17 protein-coding genes and 1 other RNA gene are annotated in these 19,045 nt (G+C 59.1%); 5 read left to right on the top strand and 13 right to left on the bottom strand.

Features of this window, described 5'->3' with window-relative positions; all coding sequences use genetic code 11:
• Together B060_RS24100 and B060_RS0108340 are read right to left on the bottom strand one after the other, a co-directional pair.
• The coding region (locus B060_RS24100) for a helix-turn-helix domain-containing protein (RefSeq protein ID WP_040401747.1) at nt 1–207 on the bottom strand (207 nt) is incomplete at its 3' end.
• Nucleotides 208–345: 138 nt separating this feature from the next.
• Nucleotides 346–1,620 (bottom strand): MFS transporter, encoded by a 1,275-nt coding sequence (locus B060_RS0108340; protein ID WP_018081319.1) that lies wholly within the window; start codon nt 1,618–1,620, stop codon nt 346–348.
• 81 nt (nt 1,621–1,701) lie between these two features.
• Between B060_RS0108340 and dapE the strand changes: the two genes are divergently transcribed.
• The gene (gene dapE, locus B060_RS0108345) at nt 1,702–2,898 is read left to right on the top strand and encodes a succinyl-diaminopimelate desuccinylase (RefSeq protein ID WP_018081320.1); all 1,197 of its coding nucleotides are present in this window, start codon (nt 1,702–1,704) and stop codon (nt 2,896–2,898) included.
• Here dapE and truA read toward each other — a convergent pair.
• The 4 genes from truA to B060_RS0108370 form a co-directional block, all read right to left on the bottom strand.
• On the bottom strand, nt 2,847–3,629 hold the full coding sequence (gene truA, locus B060_RS0108350; RefSeq protein WP_018081321.1) for a tRNA pseudouridine(38-40) synthase TruA: 783 nt from the start codon (nt 3,627–3,629) through the stop codon (nt 2,847–2,849). The genes dapE and truA overlap by 52 nt on opposite strands.
• Nucleotides 3,629–4,558: a methionyl-tRNA formyltransferase gene (gene fmt / locus B060_RS0108355; protein ID WP_026172700.1), complete on the bottom strand. Its 930-nt coding sequence runs from the start codon at nt 4,556–4,558 to the stop codon at nt 3,629–3,631. Before fmt ends, truA begins: the two co-directional genes overlap by 1 nt.
• Before the next feature lie 147 nt (nt 4,559–4,705).
• The gene (gene def, locus B060_RS0108365) at nt 4,706–5,239 is read right to left on the bottom strand and encodes a peptide deformylase (protein WP_018081323.1); all 534 of its coding nucleotides are present in this window, start codon (nt 5,237–5,239) and stop codon (nt 4,706–4,708) included.
• 36 nt (nt 5,240–5,275) lie between these two features.
• A complete protein-coding gene (locus B060_RS0108370; RefSeq protein WP_018081324.1) occupies nt 5,276–6,562 on the bottom strand; it encodes a DNA recombination protein RmuC in 1,287 nt (428 codons plus the stop codon).
• A gap of 83 nt (nt 6,563–6,645) precedes the next feature.
• Between B060_RS0108370 and B060_RS0108375 the strand changes: the two genes are divergently transcribed.
• Nucleotides 6,646–7,197, top strand: a complete 552-nt coding sequence (locus B060_RS0108375; RefSeq protein ID WP_018081325.1) for a VUT family protein — start codon at nt 6,646–6,648, stop codon at nt 7,195–7,197.
• A 119-nt stretch (nt 7,198–7,316) separates the two neighbouring features.
• On the opposite strand, the gene recR is transcribed toward B060_RS0108375, so the two are convergent.
• From recR to ffs, 4 genes are all read right to left on the bottom strand, one after another.
• Entirely contained in the window at nt 7,317–7,919 is a 603-nt protein-coding gene (recR, locus tag B060_RS0108380; protein ID WP_026172701.1) for a recombination mediator RecR, read from the bottom strand.
• A 114-nt stretch (nt 7,920–8,033) separates the two neighbouring features.
• Nucleotides 8,034–8,363, bottom strand: coding sequence for a YbaB/EbfC family nucleoid-associated protein (locus B060_RS0108385; RefSeq protein WP_018081327.1), 330 nt, complete (start codon nt 8,361–8,363; stop codon nt 8,034–8,036).
• Nucleotides 8,363–10,189 (bottom strand): DNA polymerase III subunit gamma/tau, encoded by a 1,827-nt coding sequence (locus B060_RS0108390; protein WP_018081328.1) that lies wholly within the window; start codon nt 10,187–10,189, stop codon nt 8,363–8,365. Before B060_RS0108390 ends, B060_RS0108385 begins: the two co-directional genes overlap by 1 nt.
• A gap of 179 nt (nt 10,190–10,368) precedes the next feature.
• An RNA gene (ffs, locus tag B060_RS26475) (signal recognition particle sRNA small type) lies at nt 10,369–10,462 on the bottom strand.
• Between the two features lie 232 nt (nt 10,463–10,694).
• On the opposite strand from ffs, the gene B060_RS0108395 reads away from it, so the two are divergent.
• The 3 genes from B060_RS0108395 to B060_RS0108405 are packed head-to-tail and all read left to right on the top strand — an operon-like array spanning nt 10,695 to nt 14,135.
• Nucleotides 10,695–12,329 (top strand): alpha-glucosidase, encoded by a 1,635-nt coding sequence (locus B060_RS0108395; RefSeq protein WP_018081329.1) that lies wholly within the window; start codon nt 10,695–10,697, stop codon nt 12,327–12,329.
• A gap of 46 nt (nt 12,330–12,375) precedes the next feature.
• On the top strand, nt 12,376–13,434 hold the full coding sequence (locus B060_RS0108400; RefSeq protein ID WP_018081330.1) for a class I SAM-dependent methyltransferase: 1,059 nt from the start codon (nt 12,376–12,378) through the stop codon (nt 13,432–13,434).
• Nucleotides 13,431–14,135 carry a pseudouridine synthase gene (locus B060_RS0108405; protein WP_018081331.1) on the top strand — a complete coding sequence of 235 codons (705 nt, stop codon included), beginning with the start codon at nt 13,431–13,433 and terminating at the stop codon, nt 14,133–14,135. The genes B060_RS0108400 and B060_RS0108405 overlap by 4 nt, the downstream gene beginning before the upstream one ends.
• A 3-nt stretch (nt 14,136–14,138) precedes the next feature.
• On the opposite strand, the gene aguB is transcribed toward B060_RS0108405, so the two are convergent.
• From aguB to B060_RS0108420, 3 genes are all read right to left on the bottom strand, one after another.
• The gene (gene aguB, locus B060_RS0108410) at nt 14,139–15,020 is read right to left on the bottom strand and encodes an N-carbamoylputrescine amidase (protein ID WP_018081332.1); all 882 of its coding nucleotides are present in this window, start codon (nt 15,018–15,020) and stop codon (nt 14,139–14,141) included.
• A gap of 124 nt (nt 15,021–15,144) precedes the next feature.
• Nucleotides 15,145–16,176 (bottom strand): agmatine deiminase family protein, encoded by a 1,032-nt coding sequence (locus B060_RS0108415; protein ID WP_018081333.1) that lies wholly within the window; start codon nt 16,174–16,176, stop codon nt 15,145–15,147.
• Between the two features lie 164 nt (nt 16,177–16,340).
• Complete coding sequence (locus B060_RS0108420; protein ID WP_018081334.1) at nt 16,341–18,857, bottom strand: TonB-dependent receptor; 2,517 nt, start codon at nt 18,855–18,857, stop codon at nt 16,341–16,343.
• Between the last annotated feature and the right edge of the window lie 188 nt (nt 18,858–19,045).

Genomic DNA, 19,045 nt, shown 5'->3' on the forward strand with positions numbered 1-19,045 from the left:
TGACCCCGCCGCTTCGATCGCTTTTGAACGCCGATCCCCACCCAGCTTTTTAGGAGCTATCTCCTTCGTCTCCCGATAACGGCGCGTCCACTTGATCGCGCTTGACTCGCTGACACCAAAACGGTCACCCGCAGATGCGCAACTATGACCGGACAGCACGTAATCAACGACGCGCTGGCGAAGATCGACTGAATAGGCATGACTCATGAAAGCCGCCTCCTCCGCGGCCTCCAGCTTGAATCACTATTCGAGTCTTTTGGAAACCCCAAGAGTCAAACAGGTCGCAAAATGCTCTAGCCCTGCAAGCACAGACTGCGACACGATCGGCCAAGGATGGATGTTTTCCTATTCCAGGCGGTCGGCTTTGTAGAGGCTCGGAAACAGTTTCATCCAGGCGCCGGTGACGATCAGCGAACCGATGCCGCCAAAAAGCGCCGCATTGACCGGCCCCATCAGGCGCGCCATGACGCCGGTTTCGAACTCACCCAGTTCATTGGACGCGCCGATGAACAGGTAGGACACAGACGCGACGCGACCGCGCATATGGTTGGGCGTAACGATTTGGACGAGCGTGCCACGGACATAGACACTGATCATATCGGCTGCGCCCAGCACGATCATCGAGATAATTGACACCCAGATCATTTCCGAGACCCCGAACGCGATGGTCGATAACCCGAAGACCGCCACGCCACCAAACATCCAGCGTCCGGCATTGCGCCGGATCGGCCGGTAGGACAGGATGAACGAGGTGACAATGGCGCCGATGGCCGGCGACGCGCGCAGAATGCCGAACATCTCCGGTCCGGCATGCAGGATATCCTTGACGTAGATCGGCATGAGCGCGATGGCGCCGCCCAGAAGCACAGCGAACAGATCGAGCGAAATCGCGCCCAGAATGACCTTGTTGGACCAGATATAGGCCATGCCTTCCTTCAACATGGCCGTCTTGGAGCCTGAGGGCGCATCCGGTAAGGTGGGCGCGCGGATCGTCATGATCAGAACCGCCGCCAGAAGGCAAAGTCCGGCGCAGAAGCCATAGGCGAAACGCGGCGAGATGCCGACCAGCACGCCACCGAGCGCCGGCCCGACGATCAGGCCTGCCTGAAAGGCCATGGAATTGACGGCGATCGCCTGCGGCAGAATATGCTTGGGCACCAGCATCGGACCAATCGCCGAACTGGCCGGCGCGCTGAAAGCCCGCAAGGCGCCCAGCACGGCACTGAGGGCGAACAGGCCCCAGAACGGCGGATGCGGAATAAAGGAATAGGCGAAGAAACCGAGCGACAGCAACAACTGCAGCAGCAGGACGACGCTGACGATCTTCTTGCGATCATAGCGATCGGCGACAATACCCGCCGGCAGGGTGAAGGCGAACAGGGTGATAAACTGCGCCAGCCCGATCAGACCGACATAGAGTGCCGATTCCGCTACGCCTTGCGTGCGGCGGGCAATTTCGTAAACCTGCCAGGCGATGGCCGCGCTCTGCGCAGAGGTGCCCAGCACACCGGCGAGGCGCGAAATCCAGAAGGCGCGGAAATCAGGGATTTGCAGGGGGTGGCGGTTATCCTCCTGCTGCGGCGGCAGGTTGGGAGCCATAGGATCGGCGGGCGTGGTCACGGCAAGGCCTTATCGCAAAATACAGGACAGACAGAATTTTTTAGTCTTCCCCCGGAGTCTAATCGGACTTAGAGGAAAGCTATGGCAAATGCACCCAAAAACCTTGATGTCGTTCACTTAACACAGGCGCTTATTACCCGCCCCTCGGTCACGCCGGTCGATGCCGGTGCCATGGATACGGTGCAGCAGGTGCTGGAAAGCCTGGGCTTTACCTGCACGCGGCTGAAATTCGGCGAGATCGAAAATCTCTATGCCCGGCGCGGCACGGCCGCGCCCAATCTGTGCTTCGCCGGCCATACCGATGTGGTGCCAAGCGGCGTGCGCACTCTGTGGCGCTACGATCCGTTTGGCGCCGAAATCCATGACGGCGCGGTGATCGGGCGCGGCGCGGTCGATATGAAGGGCGGAATCGCCGCCTGGATCGCCGCCGTATCGCGCCATGATGATCAGAACGGCTCCCAGAAAGGCTCCCAGAAAGGCTCCCAGAAAGGCTCATTGTCCTTCCTGATCACCGGTGATGAGGAAGGCGTGGCCAGTGACGGCACCATCCGCGTGGTCGAGTGGCTTAAGGATCAGGGCGAGATCATCGATCACTGCATCGTCGGCGAGCCGTCATCTTCGGCGCAGCTTGGCGACATGATCAAGGTCGGCCGGCGCGGCTCGGTCAACGCCACCTTCACCGTCACCGGCAAGCAGGGCCACGTCGCCTATCCGCAGCGCGCGCTTAATCCGCTGCCGGTTCTGGTCGATCTGCTGGGCACCCTGAAAGCCCGCGTGCTCGATGACGGTTACGATCAGTTCCCGCCATCAAATCTGGAAATCACCACGATCGACACCGGCAACACCGCCACCAACATCATCCCTCAGGATGCCCGCGCCCGCATCAATATCCGCTTCAATCCGGCCCACACCGGCGCGCAACTGTGCGCCTGGTTCGAGCACGTGGCGGCTGAGTTTGCGGCTAAGACCGGCGCGCAGATCGACGTCAAATCAACCATTTCAGGCGAGGCTTTCCTGACCGAAGCCGGCGCCTTTGTCGATCTGATTGCGGACGTGATCAAGGACACACTCGGACTGGACACCGACCGCTCGACCACCGGCGGCACGTCCGATGCCCGTTTTATCCGCGCGCTATGTCCGGTCGTTGAGTTCGGCCTTGTCGGCCAGACCATGCACCAGATCAACGAATGCGTAGCGGTGGCCGATCTCGAAGCCCTGACCGATACCTATTCGGCCCTGATCGAAGCGTATTTTTCGAAATTCGGCTCTGCATCGTAAGTGACTTGCGTCAGGTAAAGGCCTTGCGGCGGCGCCACCTGACCGCAGGTGGCGCGATCGGCAGCCGCCAAAGCTTCCGCCACATAGCCGACCGGCCGCCGTCCTGTGCCGACATCGACCAGGGTGCCGGTCATTGAGCGCACCTGGCGATGCAGAAACGAGCGCGCCGCGAAGACCAAATGCACCTCTTCGCCAAAGCGCTTCACCCGCGCGATATCCAGCGTCTTGACTGGTGACTTGGCCTGGCAGCCGATAAAGCGGAAGGTGGTGAAATCATGCTTGCCGAGCAGGCTTTGCGCGGCGCTGGCCATCGCCTCGACATCGAGCGGCTTCTTGACGTGCCAGACACGGCCCTGATCGAGCGCCGGCGGTCCTTCTCGGTTGATGATGCGGTAAAGATACATGCGGCCGGTGGCGGAAAAGCGCGCTGAGAAGTCGTCATCGACGATCTCCGACGCCACCACCGAAATCGGCTGCGGCATCAGGTAGGCGTTCATGGCGTCGCGCACGACCTTGGGACGGTACTCTTTTTCGAGGTCGAATGTCACCACCTGTCCGGTGGCGTGGACGCCGGTATCGGTGCGACCGGCCGTGGTGATGCGCAGGCGCTGGCCGCTGAATTTAAAGATCGCGTCTTCCAGCGAGCTTTGCACGCTCGGCTGGTTTTCCTGCGCCTGAAAGCCATTGTAAGGCCGGCCATCATATTCGACGAGGAGTTTGTAACGCGGCATCAGAGCAGTCGATCGCCGGGATTGAGCAGGCCACCATTGAGGAAATCGGCCGCATCCTGCGCCGCCTTGCCCTCGCGCTGAACGCGCACCAGTTCGATGACGCCCTCCCCCGTGGCGATCTTCAAACCGCCAAGCAGACGTGTGCCCGGCATCTCGCCGCTGACCTCATCTGTGACACGCGACATCAAGACCTTGAGGCGCTGTTCGCCCTTTGGCGTTTGCAACATGCACCAGGCGCCCGGAAAGGGCGACAGGCCGCGGATGTGGAAATCAAGATCACGCGCCGGACGGTTCCAGTCGATGCGCGCTTCTTCGGGCGTGATCTTTTTGGCGTAGGTAGGCTCCCCCACCTGCGCCTGTCCCGCCGCAGCGCCGCGCTCGATGGCGGCCAGCGCCACCGGCAGCAGCGAAGCACCGAGCAGGGCCAGTTTGTCGTGCAGGGTCTGGGCGGTGTCCTCAAACGTGATTTCCTCACGGCCGGTCAGAATGATCGCGCCCTCGTCCAGCCCTTCGCTCATGCGCATGACCTCGACGCCGGTGTGGCTGTCACCGGCCATGATAGCCCGCTGGATAGGGGCTGCACCGCGCCAGCGCGGCAGCAGGGAGGCATGTAGATTGAAGCAGCCGAGCGGCGGGTAATCGAGCACTTCCTTTTTGAGGATTTGACCGTAGGCGACCACGATACAGGCGTCGATATCGAGCGCCTGGAATTCGGCGATGGCTTCCGGCGCCTTCATCGATTTCGGTGTGCGCACCTCAAGACCGAGGCTCTGCGCGAAGGTATGGACTGGCGACGGGCTCAGCACCTGCCCGCGCCCTTTTGGCGCCGGCGGCTGGCTGTAAACGCAGACGATATCATGCCCGCTCGCGACCAGTTCGGCGAGAGCTTTAACCGCAAATTCGGGCGTGCCCATGAAAACTAAACGCATTTTAAAAACCTAATCTTTTGATCGTCCGGGGCCTTTACAAGGCGGCGAAAAAGATTGGCTTACGAGAAACGCAGCGGAGCGTACTTCAGTACGTGAGCAGCGTATCGCAGGAAGACGGCCTTTTGCAGCCCCTTAAAAAGGTCTCGGCTATGCGACGCGGGTAAGTTTCTTGACCTTGGTGACCGCCCGATCGCGCTTCAGCTTCGACAAATGGTCGATAAACAGCACGCCTTCGAGGTGGTCCATTTCGTGCTGGATGCACACGGCGTAAAGGCCGTGCGCGTCTTCTTCGACCTGCTCGCCCTGATAGTTGAGATAGCGGATCTTGACGTGAGCCGGGCGCTGAACCTCGTCATAGATTTCCGGCACCGACAGGCAGCCTTCTTCATAAGGCAGGGTGTCGTCCGATTTCCAGATGATCTCAGGATTGACGAAATAGCGCGGGTTTTTGATCCCTTCGGCGTCTTCATCAGCGCCTTCGGGCTTTTCCTGCAAGTCCATGACGATGACACGGACCGGTTCGCCGATCTGGATCGCCGCCAGGCCGATGCCCGGCGCGTCGTACATGGTTTCCAGCATATCGTCCATCAGGGCGCGCAAGGCGTCATCGACCTTGTCGACGGGCTTGGAGATTTGCTTCAGGAGCGGGTTCGGAACGGTGATGATATCGCGTATGGCCATAGGCGTGATGTAATGTTGACGAGATAAAAAATCAAGCTAGAGCAGGTCTTCGTCGGCCGATTGTAACGATTTCAACTTGTTAGCCACCTTCGGCTGGGCTTCGATCGCTGTCAGATCCGGCATGGGCTTGCCCTGGTCCTCGACCTGTAGCTCTTCGAAGCGCCGCGCCTGGGTCAGCACCTTGCTTTCCAGCGAACCGACAAACGCGTTATACTTCTCAACTGCCCGTCCAAGCGCCCCGCCGAGACCATGAACATGATCGCCCATCACCGACAGGCGGGCATAGAGTTCGCGGCCGAGATCGGCGATGTGCGAAGCATTCTTCATCTGGTCTTCAACGCGCCAGCCGTAGGCCACAGCCTTGCACAGCGCGAACAGAGTGGTGGGCGTGACGATGATGACCTTCTTGTCCATCGCCTCGTTCATCAGTTGCGGCATCCGGTCGAGCGCCGCCGCCAGAAAGCCATCTCCCGGAATGAACAGGGCGACAAAATCGGGCGACTGATCCTTGAACTGATCCCAGTAAGCCTTGCCGGACAGATCGCGGACATGAGCGCGCAGACCTTGCGTATGGCGCTGCAAGGCGGCTTCGCGCGCCTCATCGTCGAGCGCATCCATCGAATCGAGAAAGGCCGTCAGGTTGACCTTGGAATCGATAACGAAGACGCCATTCGATTTATCACCCGGCATCCGCACCACCACGTCCGGACGGCGACGGCCTTCGTCGGTATCGAGGTTGTGCTGCTCGATAAAATCGAAGCGTGTCAGGCCGGCGGCCTGCAAGACATTGCGCAGGGTTTCCTCACCCCAGCGGCCTTGCACACCGGCACCGCGACGCAGCGAATTGGCCAGTTTCTGCGTCACTTCGCGGGTCTGATCGGAAGCGCTCAGAAGTTGCTTGATCTGCTGTTCCAGTTCACCGCTGTTTTTTGAGCGCGCCTCTTCCATCGCCTTCACCTGCGCCTCAAAACGCGTCAGGGTTTCCGAGACGGGCTGGAGGCTCGAATTCATCCGTTCCAGAGCCAGCTTTTCGCGCGCCACAAACGATTCCTCAGCGCGTTTCAACAGTGAATCCGACGAGGCCTGCATGGCCTGATGCGACACAAGCTGGAACTGCTCGCTCATGGCGGCCTTGGCGTCTTCCAGATTGCGCGCGCGTTCCTTTGCTGCCGACAGTTCGGCGGTCACATCGGTCAGGCGATCCGAGAGATCTTCATTGCGGCCGCGCAGGCGCTTCGCCTCGGCCAGCGACAAAAACCAGGCGCCGGCGAAAACGGCGGCGACCACCAAAACGATCAGCAGACTCACGGTTGACATGTTCATGCTATGTTCCTAACTTCCGGAAACGAACTTGGCAAGTGCTATTTCGCTGCTACAGTTCGCTTATACAATGGGAAGAGGCAAGAATGATCGACGCAAAAGCCGCCGCGCGAAAAGCCTTCACCGGTCGCGCACCCTGGACCTATCTCTATCTGTTTCTGATCCCCTTCATTAACTGGGCCTATGCCGCCGTGCCGACCATTCCCCTGCCCGATCACGGCGAATGGACACCGCTGGCTATCGTCACCGGGCTGGTTTTGGTAGTGCGCGATTTTGCTCAGCGCGAGATCGGCCACTGGATTTTTATTCCGCTGATGATCGGACTAGGCATCTCCTTTAAGATGGCGCCAGCCGAGATTGCCATGGCCAGCGCGGTCGCCTTCGGCATCAGCGAGACCATCGACTGGGGACTGTTTACCTTCCTCAAACTGCCCTTATCGAAGCGCGTCTTTATCTCCGCGGCGGTTGGCTCGCCGCTAGATACGACCGTGTTTTATCTGATGGCGGCAACGGCTATTCCGGGCATTTTCAATATCTGGGCCATCGGCGCTTCGATCCTCAGCAAGCTCGTTGGTTGTGTGATCGTCTATCTTCTGATGAAAAACCGCGAGAAGAAGGCGGCGGTCTCAGTCGCTTGAGACGGCGGTCTCGGCGTGGAAAGCCTGAATTTTGGATGAGAGGCTAGCCGGCTAGCGCGGCAGGTATATTTCATACCTGCAAGCGACGACTGCGACGCCTATCGCCAAAAGGCAGAGCTTTACCGACGAGACTTGAAGGCGTGGGCGATGGTATTATCATCCAGCCAATCCAGATCGCCACCGACGGGAACGCCGCGCGCCAGAAAGGTGATATCGACCTGATTGTCAAAGCCCTTGAGGCGGTCGGCGATATAGTGCGCGGTCGTCTGGCCCTCGACCGTCGCCGGCAGCGCCATGATGATTTCACGCACGCGCCCAGACCGCACACGCGAGATCAGACTATCGAGCCGCAGGTCTTCAGGCCGGATGCCATCGAGCGCGGACAGAAGCCCGCCCAGCACATGATACTTGCCGGTGAAAGCGCCGACGCGCTCCATGGCCCACAGGGCGCTGTCCTCTTCGACGACGCAGATCATGGTTTCATCGCGCATCGGATCGACGCAGGTGGTGCAGGGATTTTGCGTCGAGAGACGGCCGCAGATACGGCACGATTCGATCTTGTCGGCGGCGTCCTGCATGGCGTGTGTTAGCGGAATCAACAATTGATCACGGCGTTTCAGCAGGGCCAGCGCCGCGCGTCTGGCCGAGCGCGGGCCGAGCCCCGGCAGCTTGGACAGCAGGGCCATCAGGCGTTCGATTTCAGGCCCGGCGCCGGACATCAAATGGACGCCGGTTTAAAGCAAGAAACCCCACCACCAAAGCGCAAGAGCGCTTCGGTCCCCCTCCCCATCATAGATGGGGAGGTATAAGGAGAAGAGAATATTTCCTGGCTCAAATCAGAAGAATTTCGGCAGGTTCGGCAGGCCGCCGCCGGGACCGAGATCCTTGCCGGCTTCCTGCATGACCTGGGTGTTCAGCTCATCGAGCTTGCGGCGCGCATCGCCATAGGCGGCACGGATCAGATCGGCCAAAACCTCGCCCTCGCCGCTGACCAGCAGGCTGTCGTCGATCGTCAGGCCGCTCATGTCGCCGGAGCCCTTCAGCTCCATCTTGACCAGACCTGCACCAGCCTGACCGTGCACGGTGCTGGCGTTCATCTTGGCCTGCGCCTCATGCAGCTTTTGCTGCACCAGTTGCGCCTGCTTCATCATGGCCTGAAAATCCATCAGTCATTTTCCTTATCAATATCAGGGCGTTCGTCTTCGGGCACAATCGGCTCGATCTCGACGACCACGGGTTTTGGCTTGGCGCGAACGGCGGTAATTTCCGCGCCGGGGAAGGTTTGCAGCACTTGCGCCACGAAGGGATTGGCCTGCAGGCGCGCCTTGGCAGCGTCCCGTTCGCGGCTATCACGCTCCATGATGGTTTCGGCACCGCCGCCGCCCTCGGTGGCGATCAGCCAGCGCTGGCCGGTCCATTCGCGCAGCTTCATCGACAGCTTGCGCACCAGATCGCCGGGGGCATTGGGCGCGGGTTCAAAGGTGATCGCGCCGGGCCGGAAAGCGACCAGCCGTACGAAGCGCTCGACATCGACGCGCAGGCCGATATCGCGCTTATCTGAGATCAGTTGCAGCACCTCCTCGAAGGTCTGCGGATTAGGAATGGCCTGTTGCACGGGCCGCATCTGCACCGCCGTGGCACCACGCGCCGAAGCGCCGCCGCCCGGTCCGGAAGGCGCACTACCGGGTGCATTGGGCACCAGCGGTTCGCCGCTTTGCAGGCGCTTCATCAGCACTTCAGGCCCCGGCAGGTCGGCGGCATAGCACAGCCGCACCAGCGCCATTTCAAAGGCCGCGCAGGCATCGGGCGCACGGCGCAATTCTTCAAACGCCTTGAGCATAAGAGTCCACAAGCGGCTGAGCGTGCCGGCGGAAAGCTGCGAACCGAGCGCCGTGACGCGCATGGCCTGCGCCTTGGGCAGGCGCGTGGCGTCGGCGCCGAGGATCTTGGCCACGCTCGTGGCGTGGGCGTATTCAAGCATATCGCCCATGATCTGCGACGGATCGGCGCCGAAACCATAGAGCGTGCGGAAGGCCAGCAGGGCCTCGCTCATCTGACCGGAAATGATGTTTTCGAACAGAGACAGCGTGGCGCCACGATCGGCCAGACCCAGCATATCGCGCACCACTTCGGCGCTGGTGATCTCGCCGGCGCTGCCCTGCACCAGCGCCTGATCGAGCAGGGAAAGGCCATCGCGCACCGAGCCTTCGGCGGCGCGGGCGATGAGCGCCACGGCATCAGGGTCGATCTTCACGCCTTCAAGGCCGCAGATCTTTTCGAGATGCGGATTGAGGGTTTCCGGCTCGACGCGACGCAGATCGAAACGCTGGCAGCGCGACAGGATGGTGACCGGCACCTTGCGGATTTCGGTCGTGGCGAAGATGAACTTGGCGTGGGGCGGCGGCTCTTCCAGCGTTTTCAACAGCGCGTTGAAGGCGCCGGTGGAGAGCATGTGCACTTCGTCGATGACGTAGACCTTGTAGCGCGCCTCGACCGGTGCATAGCGCACGGATTCGAGCAGATCGCGCATGGCGTCAACACCTGTGCGCGAGGCGGCGTCAAGTTCGAGAACGTCGATATGGCGGCCTTCGATGATGGCCTGGCAATGGATGCCCATGACCGACAGATCGACGCTGGGGCCATGCACCGTGTCGCTCTCATAGTTGAGGGCGCGGGCCAACAGGCGGGCGGTCGTGGTCTTGCCGACGCCGCGCACGCCGGTCAGCATGAAGGCGTGGGCGATACGGCCGGCGGTGAAGGCGTTGGTCAGGGTGCGGACCATCGCTTCCTGACCGATCAGGTCCTCGAAGGTGCGCGGGCGATATTTGCGCGCCAAAACCGTATAGGCCTCCGATTTCTCGATCGGCTTGGCCACGGCGATGGGTGCGGGCACAGGGCCGCCGCCGAACATGTCATCGGTGGCGTCATCGCGCTCCGGAATGTCTATTTCCGCGGCGGCAAAGGGATCATCGAGGTCGGGATGTTCGGACATGACTTCTATATAGGGGCTTTTTGCACAGGCGTCACCACAATGCGCGATTCTTCAACAGGTGCAATTGTTGGGCAATGTAAGGATATCTAGCCATCCGGCGCTTGAGGCAAGCACAAGGTGCGCCCGAGCCGTTGCGAGGAGCCATGCGGCGTCTGAGCTAAATCACGCTGCGCTGCGCGCAGGGTGAGACGACTGACCCGAAGGTGAATTCGTTGTGGCTGCTGCCTTCCGGCCCTGACCAAGTTGGCGAGGCCTCCGCCCAGTCGTCTCGCGGCCTATATGCGTATTTTTCGTGACCATTGCAAGAGGGGATTTTTGCGGTCAGATTGAGCCCTTAAGACGTAAGAAACCTCACCACCATTGCGCTTCGCTTATGGTCCCCCTCCCCAGCTATGCCCGGGAGGTATAAGAAAATAGTTCCTCCCCGCTTGTCGGGGAGGGGGACCGCGCCTCACTTGAGGCGTGGTGGTGGGTTATCTTGCTGATCCTGACAGGAAACATGCCCATGCCGCTGCCCACCGAAACCACACCGAACGGCTATGTAAAACGCTGGTGGAAGGAGGCTGTCGTCTATCAGGTCTATCCACGCTCATTTTATGACAGCAATGGCGACGGCATCGGCGACCTTCGCGGCATCATCGAAAAGCTCGACCATATCAAGGGGCTGGGCGTCGATGTCATCTGGCTGTCGCCGCATTTCGACAGCCCCAATGCCGATAATGGCTATGATATCCGCGAATACCGCAAGGTCGGGGCCGAGTTTGGCACCATGCAGGATTTCGATGACCTGCTGACGGCGATCAAGGCCGCTGGCATGAGGCTGATCATCGACCTGGTGGTCAACCATACCTCCGATGAGCATGAATGGTTTGTCGAAAGCCGATCGTCATATAACAATCCCAAGCGCGACTATTACATCTGGTCGGAGCATAAACCGAATGACTGGCCGTCGATCTTCGGCGGCCCGGCATGGACGCAAAGTCCTGGCGGCGACTGGTATCTCCATCTGTTCGACCCGAAACAGCCCGATCTCAACTGGGATAACCCTGAAGTGCGCGTCGAGGTTTACGACATCATGCGCTTCTGGCTCGACAAGGGCGTCGATGGCTTCCGCATGGATGTTATCCCTTTTATTTCCAAAGATAAAACCTTCCCGAACCTGCCGGAAGACTTACGCGCCAAGCCGCAATATCTCTATACCACCGGCCCGCATGTGCATGATTATCTGCATGAGATGAACACCGAGGTTCTTCAGCAGTACGATGTGATGACAGTCGGCGAAGCTTTCGGCGTGACGCTGCAGGATACGCCGAAATTCGTCGACGAGCGGCGGCAGGAACTCGACATGGTGTTCCAGTTCGCGGCGGTTGAGGTCGATCGCGGACCCGATGGCCGCTGGAAGCCCTGGACCTTGCCGCAGCTCAAGGCGGTCTTCACAAGGCAGGACAAGGCGCTCGATCACCACGGCTGGCCGACCATGTTCCTCAGCAATCATGATAATCCGCGCATCGTGTCGCGCTATGGCGACGACAGGCCTGAGTGGCGCGAAAAATCGGCCATGCTGCTGGCGACGCTGATCCTGACCATGAAGGGCACGCCCTTTATCTATCAGGGCGATGAGTTGGGCCTGACCAACCGCACCTTCACCCATATCGACCAGTTCAACGATCTATGGACGAAAAACGCGTGGCAGGATGAGGTGGAAAACGGACCATGTTCGGAAGCCGATTTTTTCGCCAACCAGAACAAGGTCAGCCGCGATCACGCACGGATGCCAATGCCCTGGACGGCGCAGGGCGGCTTTACGACCGGGCAAGCGTGGTTCGCGCTCAATCCGAACTTTACCGAGATCAATGCCGAAAGCAGCCAGACGATCTATCGCTTCTACGCCGATCTGATTGCCCTGCGCCACGCCGAACCCGCCTTGGTCTATGGCGATTACAGCGATCTGGCGCCGGCGCATCCGCATCTTTTCACCTATACGCGCACCTTGGGCGACACGACGTTTTTGATCTGCCTCAATTTTTCCGTTGAGATTACGGCCTTCGAGAGCGGCGTTGAATCGGAACCTGTGCTGAGTAACTACGCCTCGCCTTTCGGCCCTATGCGCGGCTGGGAAGCGCGGATCTATAAGGTTTGACAGCCTATACTTGGCTTTGCGGCGCATCTGTGCGATAGCGTGCGCCATGAAAGATCCCGTTTCCGATACCCTGTTCCTGCCGCTCATCGAAGAGCTGATCGACCTGCCCGAGCAAGGCCAAATCCTTTTCCTGCGCGCCCGCCTGAGCGATGCGCTCATGGACCTGCCGCGTGAAAAATTCGTCTGTGACCAGAGCTTCAAGCCGGCGCATGATATCCTGGAGCGCGCCGGTTTCGCGCTCAATGACGGCGATGGCGAAACCTATCCCCTGACCCTGGTGCTGCCGCCGCGTCAGCGCGAAGAATACCGCGCCCTGCTGGCGCGCGCCGTGCTATCGACGCAAGCTGGCGGCATCGTCATGGCCGCGGTCTCGAACAACGAAGGCGCCAAGACGGTCGAGAACGATCTCAAGGCGCTGGCCGGCCATGTCAGCAGCCTGTCGAAGAACAAATGCCGCGTTTTCTGGGCGCGCCTCGATGATCGCCGCGATGCTGACCTGATCGCCGACTGGTCGCAGTTCGATGCGCCGCGCACCATCGAGAATGGCCGCTTCGCCAGCCGCCCCGGCCTTTTCGCCTGGGACCATCTCGACGCCGGCTCGAAGCTTCTGGTCGATAACATGCCGACCAACCTCAAGGGCAAGGTGGCCGATCTCGGCGCCGGTTTCGGCTATCTCTGCGATGAAGTCCTGACGAAAAATCCGGCCATTACCCATGTCGATGTTATCGAGGCGGAAAAGCGCGCGCTCGACATGGCGCGGCAAAATCTGGCCGCGCACGGCGACCGCGTCAGTTTCCATTGGGCCGACGCCACCAAGCCCCTGCCCGATCTCTACGACGCCATCATCACCAACCCGCCCTTCCATATCACCGATCGCTCGGACCGCCACGATGTCGGCAAGGCCTTCATCACCTCGGCCGCCAAGGCGCTCAATTCCGGCGGTCAGTTGTGGCTGGTGGCCAATCGTCACCTGCCCTACGAGGAAACCCTGAAGGTTGCCTTCAAGAGCGTCAACGCCATTGCCGAGAACGGCTATTTCAAGGTCTTCCGCGCCGTAGGCCCCAAGGGCAAGACCAAGACCTACGCAGAATTGGACGACCAGTGAAGCTCATCAAGCGGCTCGCCAATCTGGGCTATGGCTCGCGCAAGGAGATGCAAAAGCTCATCCGCATGGGCGCCATCACCGATGCGGCCGGTTCGCCGCTCGATGACGATTCCGATACGGCCCACGCCGATATACGTTACAAGGGCCGCCCGCTTGATCCAGATTTCGGCATGGTGCTGCTGATGCACAAGCCGACCGGCTATGTCTGCTCGCTCAAGGATCGCGGTCAACTGGTCTATGAACTCCTGCCGGCGCGCTTCGCCGAGCGCAAGCCGGTGCTCTCAAGCATCGGCAGGCTTGATGCCGATACCTCCGGCCTGCTGCTGTTCACCGATGACGGCGATTATCTGCACAAGATCATCTCACCGAAAAACCACGTCGCCAAGATCTACGAAGTGACCTGCGCCCGTCCACTGGAACCGCATTATGGCACGGTTTTCGCGGCGGGTACGCTCGTTCTGGAAAACGAGAAGGATGCGCTGAAGCCGGCTTTTCTGGACGTGACCGGCGAAAAAGCCGCGCGCCTGACGCTCTATGAAGGCCGCTATCATCAGGTGCGCCGCATGTTCGCCGCCGTGGGCAACCACGTCGAAACCCTGCATCGTGCCAAGATGGGGCCGCTGACGCTGGGCGATCTCAAGCCCGGCAAGTGGCGGCTTCTGAGCGCGGCTGAGGCGCAAGGGCTGCTGATACAGTCCTGACGCCTACGCCGGACGCGGGCTGGCCAGCGCGGTATAAAGTTCCGGGCGGCGATCGCGGAAGAAGCCCCACGCGGCGCGGTGGGTGTTGAGGTAATCGAGGTCGAACTCGGCGACCAGCACGCCCTCTTCTTTCGCACCAAATTCGGATACCTTGTCACCGCGGTTGTTGGCGATGAAGCTATGGCCGTAGAAGGTCTGACCGGCACCATTCTGCGGTGAGATCAGGCTCTCGGTGCCGATACGATTCGAGGCGATCACCGGCATGACATTGGCGACGGCATGGCCCTGCATGATACGCTGCCAGGGCGCGGCGGTATCCAGTTCGGAATCGTGCGGTTCGGAACCGATGGCGGTCGGGTACATCAGGATTTCCGCGCCCTGCAAGGCCATGGCGCGCGCCGCTTCGGGATACCACTGATCCCAGCAGATGCCGACGCCGACCTTGGCGAATTTCGTATCCCAGACCTTGAAACCGGTATCACCGGGGCGGAAATAGTACTTTTCCTGATAACCGGGACCATCGGGGATATGGCTCTTGCGATAGACGCCCATCAAGGTGCCGTCGGCGTCGATCATGACCAGCGAATTGAAATAGTGCGGGCCTTCCTTCTCGTAGATCGAGGTGGGGATGACCACACCCAGTTCCTGCGCCAGCTTTTGCATGGCCAGAACCGCCGGGTGTTCGCGCCACGGGAAGGCGGTTGAAAACCACTTTTCTTCCTGGCTGACACAGAAATATTCACCCTGGAACAGTTCGGACGGCAGGATGATCTGCGCGCCCTTGCCGGCGGCTTCGCGCACGAAGGCTTCGGTCTTGGCGATGTTGGCGGCCATATCCGAACCGTAGGAGGTCTGGATGGCGGCGACAGAAACAGTACGGGTCATGAGTTTACTCCGTTCCAAAATGCGACAAGTATTTTGGCAAGGCCGACCGGCCGCCGCGCCCAAAGAACGTTTCTGGTGCGCGTAAAGCCATACGGCGTTTGAGTTCTAAAAAAGCTTATTAAGGCTACGCCTTAATAAGTGGCACTTGCTGGCTAATGCAGTGGAACGAACCACCGCCCGTGAGGATGGCGCGTGATGACAGACCGAGCACCTGGCGTTCCGGGAAGAGGCTTTGCAGAGCCTCCACCGCCAGTTCGCCGGGACGATCCTCATAGATCGGCACCACCACACAATCATTGGCGATCAGAAAGTTCATATGGGAGGCCGGAACGATTTCGCCATCCTCATCAAGAATTTCGCCGGGCGACGGAATACGCACGACCTGCAAGGCCTGGCCGCGCGCGTCATGCTGGGTGGAAAGCAGTCGCGCCGTGGCGTCATAAACCTCGGCATTGGGGTCTTCGCGGCCAAAGGACACCGGACAGGCGACAACGCCTGGCGCCACAAAACGCGCCAGATTATCGACATGGCCATCGGTATGATCGTTCAGCAGGCCATCATCGAGCCAGATGACCTTGCGGATGCCGAGCGACTGGAACAGCGCCTCTTCGGCAAGGGATTGCGTCCAGCCGGGATTTCGGTTCGGATTGAGCAGGCACTGGCGCGTGGTGATCGCGGTGCCGTGGCCATCATGATCGAGCGCGCCGCCTTCGAGGATAAAATCCTGCAAGGTTTGCGGATAGCCATCGGCCTGGCTGATTTGCAGCGCAACCTCATCGTCGTGTTTCAGGTGATATTTGCCGCCCCAGCCATTGTTGAGAAAGCTGATCGGCAGGGCCTGATGAATGTCGTCGTCATCGGCATCATCGCTGACATAAATAGGACCGGTATCACGAAACCAGATATCGCCGAACCGGCCATCGATAATTTCAAGCCGTTTGATATCGCCCAGCAATTCTTCGGCAGCTGCACGCGCCGCCTCGCCCATCACCATCAGCTTGACGTTTTCATCGCCGAGTTCGCACAGGGTGCGCGCCAGGGCGGCCACCTCGGCCTGCGCCGGAATCAGATCTTCCTGCCAGAGGTTTTCGTGACTGGGAAAGCCAAGCCAAAGAGCCTTGTGCGCTTCCCATTCCGCTGGAACACTACGTGTCATTCTGAATATTCCCTACCGATTGGCCTCTACGATAACCATTCCGCTACGGCGCCGGCTGTGTGATTGGGCTATTAGCACAAGCCCTGCCGATTTGACCACCATTCCCACAAAAAAACGGCCCCCGAAAAACGAGGGCCGTTCTTGTGATCAAGAACTAATAAGACTTAGAACTTGGTCTTCAGTGTAATCATCGTGGTGCGCGGTGCACCGCGATAGTGGAAGGTGGTTACAGCGTTCTTAACCTGATTGCCCACCTGTGTCGGGTCGACATCAAGAATAGGTTGAGCATTCAGGCCCGACCCCAGAGAACCGAGGTAAACTTCATCCGTCAGATTGGTGACATTGACCTGCAGATACGTCGCCTTGGCGAATGGCAGGGTGTAGGTGGCGTCAAGGTCGAACACGGTATAGGCATCCACCTTTTCGTCATTGACATCGGTCGTGAAGCGTTCGCCGACATACTTACCTTGCAAGCCCAGTTGGATTTGCGAGATCGGGTTCCACTGGATACGGCCGCTATAGGTCCATTCCGGCGTTTCCACCAGCATCTTACCCTTGGTCGGCAGGAAGGTGGTTGGACTCAGTTGCAGGTCGTTCGAAAGTTCAGCATGGTTATAAGACGCCGAGCCATAGAGCGAGAGCGCCTCAGTGGCCTGCCAGCCGATCTGACCATCCCATCCGTATTGATCAACATCACCAACGTTACGCTCGATCGAAAGCAGAGTTTCAGGATCGAAGGTCGTAACGAGACGATTCTTGAACTTTGTGGACCAGAAGGCGGTTGAGAGCAGGATAGTCGAGGACTGATAGCGATAACCGATATCAATCGACTTGGTGGTTTCCGGTTCAGCGACCGAGACGACCAGCGGAGAATCAGCAGCAGCGGCACGGCTGTACTTGTAGAGGTTGTCCGTACGCGGGGCTGAAATTTGCTCAGCATAGGAAGCGTAAACCGACTGTGTTTCGGTAAAGGCATAGGAGACGCCGAGGTTCGGCAGGGTCTTTTTGTATTCTTTCTCGAAGCTGATCGGCGGAATATACTGCTGGGTGGCCGAGCCGCTCGTTGGCAGGGTTACGTTGCCGCTACCTGTCGGTGCGCTCGGCGCTTCTGTGGTGCAGCGCGGGAAGTCGCCGCCTGAAGGCTGATAGCAATAGTTGTTCAGCTCGCGCGTCAGGACCGGTGCGCGAACGCCGAGGTTCACAACCAGCTTGTTGTCGAAGAACTGACCACGATATTCAAGGGCCAGTTGTTCGAGCTTGGCGATCGAGAAGCGGTTGCGATTTTGCAGCACGTTGCCATCGAGCGCTGTGACAGCATTGGCGGCATTTTCACGGCCACCCCAGATATCGACCGGCGTACCATCGGCGTTCAAATAGCCGAAGGCACCCGTTTGACGGTGACGACCGTAATCGAGCGTATAGGCACCGCGGATACGGTTATGGTCATTGATATCCCAGATAAGCGAGGAAGACACGCCATAGCGATGCGTGTTGGTCGTTGCCGGACGCCACAAAGTGATGGTATCCTTTGTATCGCCATCACCGTTAAGATCCCGGCCTGTTCCGTTTTTGTCACCGTTATTAGTTGGGGACGGCGGCGTTACGTTGGTGCCGGACAGATCGAGGCGGCTGTCCTTTTCATTGACGTTTTCAAATTGTGTACCGCCTTCGGCCAGAACGTATTGGAACGACGGATCAAAGGTGAAAACAAGGTTCGGAAGAACATGGTATTTAAATTGGCCGCGTAAGTTACCGGTATCTGACGGATTGATACGCTGACCGTAAAAGTTGGTACAGCCCGGGTAAGTCTGAATTTGAGGATCATTCTTGTTATCTGGCGCTACATTTACGCAGGTCTTATCATAGTCAAGATCGGGATTTTTCTTGAAATCCGCAATCGACATATTCCGATAATTGGCGTTGCGGTTGACGTTCCAGTTTGCGGACAGGCTAACAAAGTCACCATTGTCATTCAGCGGACGGTAGATGCGGCCGTTGACCTGCTTTTTGTCCAGCTTACCTGGGCCTTTGAACTTGTCATATTGCGTCTGCGAATAGGTCAGATACGAGGTAAAACCAGCGATCTCACCTGTATTTACCATTACGAAAGCGCGGGTATAGTTGTCCGAACCCAGCGAACCACTGAGATCAACACCAAAATCCTTGGTTGGCTTAACCGTCTTGTACGAAACCGTACCACCGGTTGCCGAAGCCGTGGGGCTGTCGACGTCGGTCGTGCCCAGGTTAACAGCCGCCGTTTCAATCAGTTCCGGATCAAGCTGCTGGTTGGAATAAATGGAATAGTTACCCGTATCGTTCAGCGCCACACCGTCAAAAGTCAGCGACACGCGGCTACCATCGAAACCACGAATGCGAAGGTTGCCACCCGAGCTGCCGTAGGGGTCGTTGTTGGTGAAGTTGACACCAGGGACGAGATTGATCGATTGCAGGACCGTCTGACCCGGCAGTTGGGTTTTGAGGTAATCCTGAGTGATGGTCGAGCGCGACTTGGAAATGTTTTCCTTGGTCAGTGCGCCGTCAATCGACTTAGGGCCGCGGCGGCCGGTCACGACAACCGTAGCTTCCACGGCATCCGAGCCAGTGGTTTGCGCATAGGTCGTGGTGGCAAACAAGCCCGTCAAGGCCGTACCGGCCAAAATGATCGTTTTCGTGAGCTTCATGGGAGTATCCCTCTCCAGGTTAAAATACAAAGCATAGCCACCCCTTAGAGACGCAGAACCCCATCGCGCAAACCGATGGCTTCACGCGTTGTTGACGTCAGATGATTTTGCTGTCGTTTTTTTAACGGCTTATGTGTCAATTTTTTTACAAAACTTGCGAAGTTTTTGTGACAGACGTCACATGCGCA

Source organism: Asticcacaulis benevestitus DSM 16100 = ATCC BAA-896, from assembly GCF_000376105.1.
Lineage (GTDB): Bacteria > Pseudomonadota > Alphaproteobacteria > Caulobacterales > Caulobacteraceae > Asticcacaulis > Asticcacaulis benevestitus.